This window comes from Neisseria sp. P0022.S010 (genome assembly GCF_051956635.1).
Map to the genome: position 1 here is coordinate 1 of NZ_JBQCXF010000332.1, position 3347 is coordinate 3347.

Consider the following 3347-nt stretch of genomic DNA (forward strand, 5'->3'; position numbering starts at 1 on the left):
ATTTGGAGATATTCATGAGCGCAATCGTTGATATTTTTGCACGCGAAATTTTGGACTCCCGCGGCAACCCTACCGTAGAGTGTGACGTATTGTTGGAATCCGGCGTCATGGGACGCGCAGCCGTACCTAGCGGCGCATCAACCGGCCAAAAAGAAGCTTTGGAACTGCGTGACGGCGACAAATCCCGTTACTTGGGCAAAGGCGTATTGAAAGCCGTTGACCACGTCAACAACCAAATCGCACAAGCCCTCATCGGTATCGATGCCAACGAACAATCTTATATCGACCAAATCATGATCGAATTGGACGGTACTGAAAACAAAGGCAACTTGGGTGCCAACGCCACTTTAGCCGTTTCTATGGCCGTAGCACGCGCAGCTGCTGAAGATGCAGGCCTGCCTCTATATCGCTACTTGGGCGGCGCAGGCCCAATGGCTCTGCCTGTTCCGATGATGAACGTTATCAACGGCGGCGAACATGCCAACAACAGCCTGAACATCCAAGAATTCATGATCATGCCTGTCGGCGCAAAATCTTTCCGCGAAGCCCTGCGTTGCGGCGCCGAAATTTTCCACGCACTGAAAAAACTGTGTGATGCCAAAAGCTTCCCAACTACCGTGGGCGACGAAGGCGGTTTCGCACCTAACCTGAACAGCCACAAAGAAGCCCTGCAACTGATCGTCGAAGCAACCGAAGCCGCAGGCTACAAAGCAGGCGAAGACGTATTGTTCGCCCTGGACTGCGCATCCAGCGAGTTCTACAAAGACGGCCAATACCATCTAGAAGCCGAAGGCCGCTCTTACACCAGCGCAGAATTTGCTGAATACTTGGAAGGCCTGGTTAACGAATTCCCAATCGTTTCCATCGAAGACGGCATGGACGAAAACGACTGGGAAGGCTGGAAACTGTTGACCGAAAAATTGGGCGGCCGAGTTCAATTGGTCGGCGACGACTTGTTCGTAACCAATCCAAAAATCTTGGCTGAGGGCATCGAAAAAGGCGTGGCAAACGCATTGCTGGTTAAAGTAAACCAAATCGGTACTTTGAGCGAAACCCTGAAAGCCGTTGACTTGGCAAAACGCAACCGCTACACCAGCGTAATGAGCCACCGTTCCGGCGAAACCGAAGACAGCACCATTGCCGACTTGGCAGTTGCCACCAACTGTATGCAAATCAAAACCGGCTCCCTGTCCCGTTCCGACCGCATGGCGAAATACAACCAATTGTTGCGCATTGAAGAAGAATTGGCCGAAGCCGCTTACTACCCTGGCAAAGCCGCATTCTACCAACTGGGCAAATAAGCAGAATATAGGATATTGATTGTATGAAGTGGGTGACTTTTGTTTTAACCTTCGCACTTTTGTGCTGTCAGTACAGCCTGTGGTTTGGCAAAGGCAGCGTCGGGCATACGGAAGAATTGCAGGAGCAGCTCGTCCGTCAGGAGGAAAAAAACCAAACGCTCACTTTGCGCAACAATTTCCTCAATGCGGAAGTTGAAGACTTAGCACACGGACAAGAAGCCATTGCCGAAATTGCCCGTGTCGAATTGGGCTATGTCCAAGACGGCGAAGTGTATTACCGAATCATCGACCGCCGCTAAACCCTGCAAAACAAAGGCCGTCTGAAAACATATTTTTCAGACGGCCTTTTTTATCGCAATCGCTATATAATCACATATCCCAAAATCAAATCACACCACCCATCATGTATGACGTAAACACCCACGATGTCCGCCGATTCTTTGCCCACGTTTGGCAACACAGGCTCGCACCGCTCCAATTAGACGGCCTGCAACAAAAAGCTTTACGCATCATCGAAGCCCATCCCGAATACGGACATTATCTAGAAGACATCGAACAATATTTAGATAAAGAATGGTTGCCCGAAGACGGCGAAAGCAACCCATTCCTGCATATGTCGCTACACCTTTCTCTACAAGAACAAAGCGCCATCGACCAGCCCCCAGGCATCCGTGCCATCCACCAACAACTGTGCGCCCGTTACAACGGCGACTGGGTCAAAGCCGAACACGATATGATGGAAGCCTTGGCAGAAACCATCTGGGAAGCACAACGCTACGGACGGGGCCTTGACGTCAATGCCTACATGACCCGCTTGCGGAAATTGGTCGGCTTAGGCCAAGAAGAAAAAGCCCGCCTCAATCCCCATGAAGTCGGCCTGATGGATACAAAGTAACTTCTTTTCAGACGGCCTCAACCCATACAAATCCTTACGCTTGCCAAAGCCAACATTTCTATCTTTCACGCTAAATTACTTTTTTAAAATCCGCATTACAATGAAAACCAAAATGCTCCGCCCAGCCCTTACCGCCCTACTCCTAGCTGCCTCCCTGCCCGTTGCAGCAGAAAGCCTCAATTACAACATCGTTGAATTTTCCGAATCCGCGAACATGGAAGTGCCGCGGGATACCATGACCGCGCATTTCAACGTCAACGTAGAAGGCAAAGACCGTCAAGCAGTCAACCAAGCCTTCATAAAAAAATTCAACCAGTTCAACAAAATCTCCCAAAACAGCAAATTTAAAGCCGAGCTGATGGAGCGCAACGCATCCCCGCGCTATCAATACACCAACGGCAAACGCACCCAAACCGGCTGGGAAGAACACGCCTACTTCAAAGTAGAAAGCAAAGACTTTGAAGCACTCAACCGCTTGATTGCCGACAGCATCAATATCGCCGTTTTGGAAAGCTCCTCATTTTCCGTATCCAAAGAAAAACGCGAAGAAACCGTCGACCAACTGAGCAAAGCCGTCATCCTGCGCTTCAAAGACCGCGCCCAAAATCTCGCCCAAACGCTCGGCTTCTCCAGCTACAAAATCGTTAAACTCAACCTGGGCCATATCGGCAACCGCCAAGTCGGCGGCGACTTTGCTCACGCCAAAATGCTGCGTGCAATCCCCGCCGCAGAGATGGCGGCAGGAATAGAAGATGGCATACCTGCCTCCCCCGGTTCGGAAGAGATCAGCCTGACCGTCAGCGGCTCGGTGCAGATGTAGGATTTTCATTTAAATTATTTTAAAGGCCGTCTGAAAGTATATTTTTCAGACAGCCTTTTGTATTGCTCAATGATTAGAACGGTTATTTCTATTTTATAGTAAAATGTAAACTACAAAGGTATTTAAAATCAGATAATTAAGTTCTTATTATTCACTTTTCAATCTGGATTGCGTAAAAATAAAGTATGAAAAGATTAGATTTCAGATTTTATTTTTACACAATATGCTTGCTATGAGATACCAAGTTGACAATGTTTATCCATAAAATCATTGAAAGAAGGAAAAGCTGGTAGGTTATAGTAGAAATTATCACGTTTAACTCTAGTAAGAG

At 48.4% G+C, this 3347-nt stretch carries 4 protein-coding genes; all 4 read left to right on the top strand.

Translation table 11 applies throughout. The features are described from left to right. The first annotated feature begins 14 nt into the window (after positions 1 to 14). The 4 genes from eno to ACTHUT_RS16265 all read left to right on the top strand — a co-directional run bounded on the left by eno (position 15) and on the right by ACTHUT_RS16265 (position 3016). Entirely contained in the window at positions 15 to 1301 is a 1287-nt protein-coding gene (gene eno, locus ACTHUT_RS16250) for a phosphopyruvate hydratase (protein WP_250600181.1), read from the top strand. Positions 1302 to 1324: 23 nt separating this feature from the next. Beyond that, on the top strand, positions 1325 to 1600 hold the full coding sequence (gene ftsB, locus ACTHUT_RS16255; RefSeq protein WP_003679613.1) for a cell division protein FtsB: 276 nt from the start codon (positions 1325 to 1327) through the stop codon (positions 1598 to 1600). Between the two features lie 104 nt (positions 1601 to 1704). After that, the gene (locus tag ACTHUT_RS16260; protein WP_063068729.1) at positions 1705 to 2196 is read left to right on the top strand and encodes a DUF1841 family protein; all 492 of its coding nucleotides are present in this window, start codon (positions 1705 to 1707) and stop codon (positions 2194 to 2196) included. A gap of 112 nt (positions 2197 to 2308) precedes the next feature. Beyond that, entirely contained in the window at positions 2309 to 3016 is a 708-nt protein-coding gene (locus tag ACTHUT_RS16265) for an SIMPL domain-containing protein (protein WP_250600179.1), read from the top strand. Positions 3017 to 3347 lie beyond the last annotated feature (331 nt).

Coding starts and splice junctions, on each gene's coding strand:
- ftsB (WP_003679613.1), top strand. CDS start 1,325: ATGAAGTGGGTGACTTTTGTTTTAACCTTCGCACTTTTGTGCTGTCAG.
- ACTHUT_RS16265 (WP_250600179.1), top strand. CDS start 2,309: ATGCTCCGCCCAGCCCTTACCGCCCTACTCCTAGCTGCCTCCCTGCCC.
- eno (WP_250600181.1), top strand. CDS start 15: ATGAGCGCAATCGTTGATATTTTTGCACGCGAAATTTTGGACTCCCGC.
- ACTHUT_RS16260 (WP_063068729.1), top strand. CDS start 1,705: ATGTATGACGTAAACACCCACGATGTCCGCCGATTCTTTGCCCACGTT.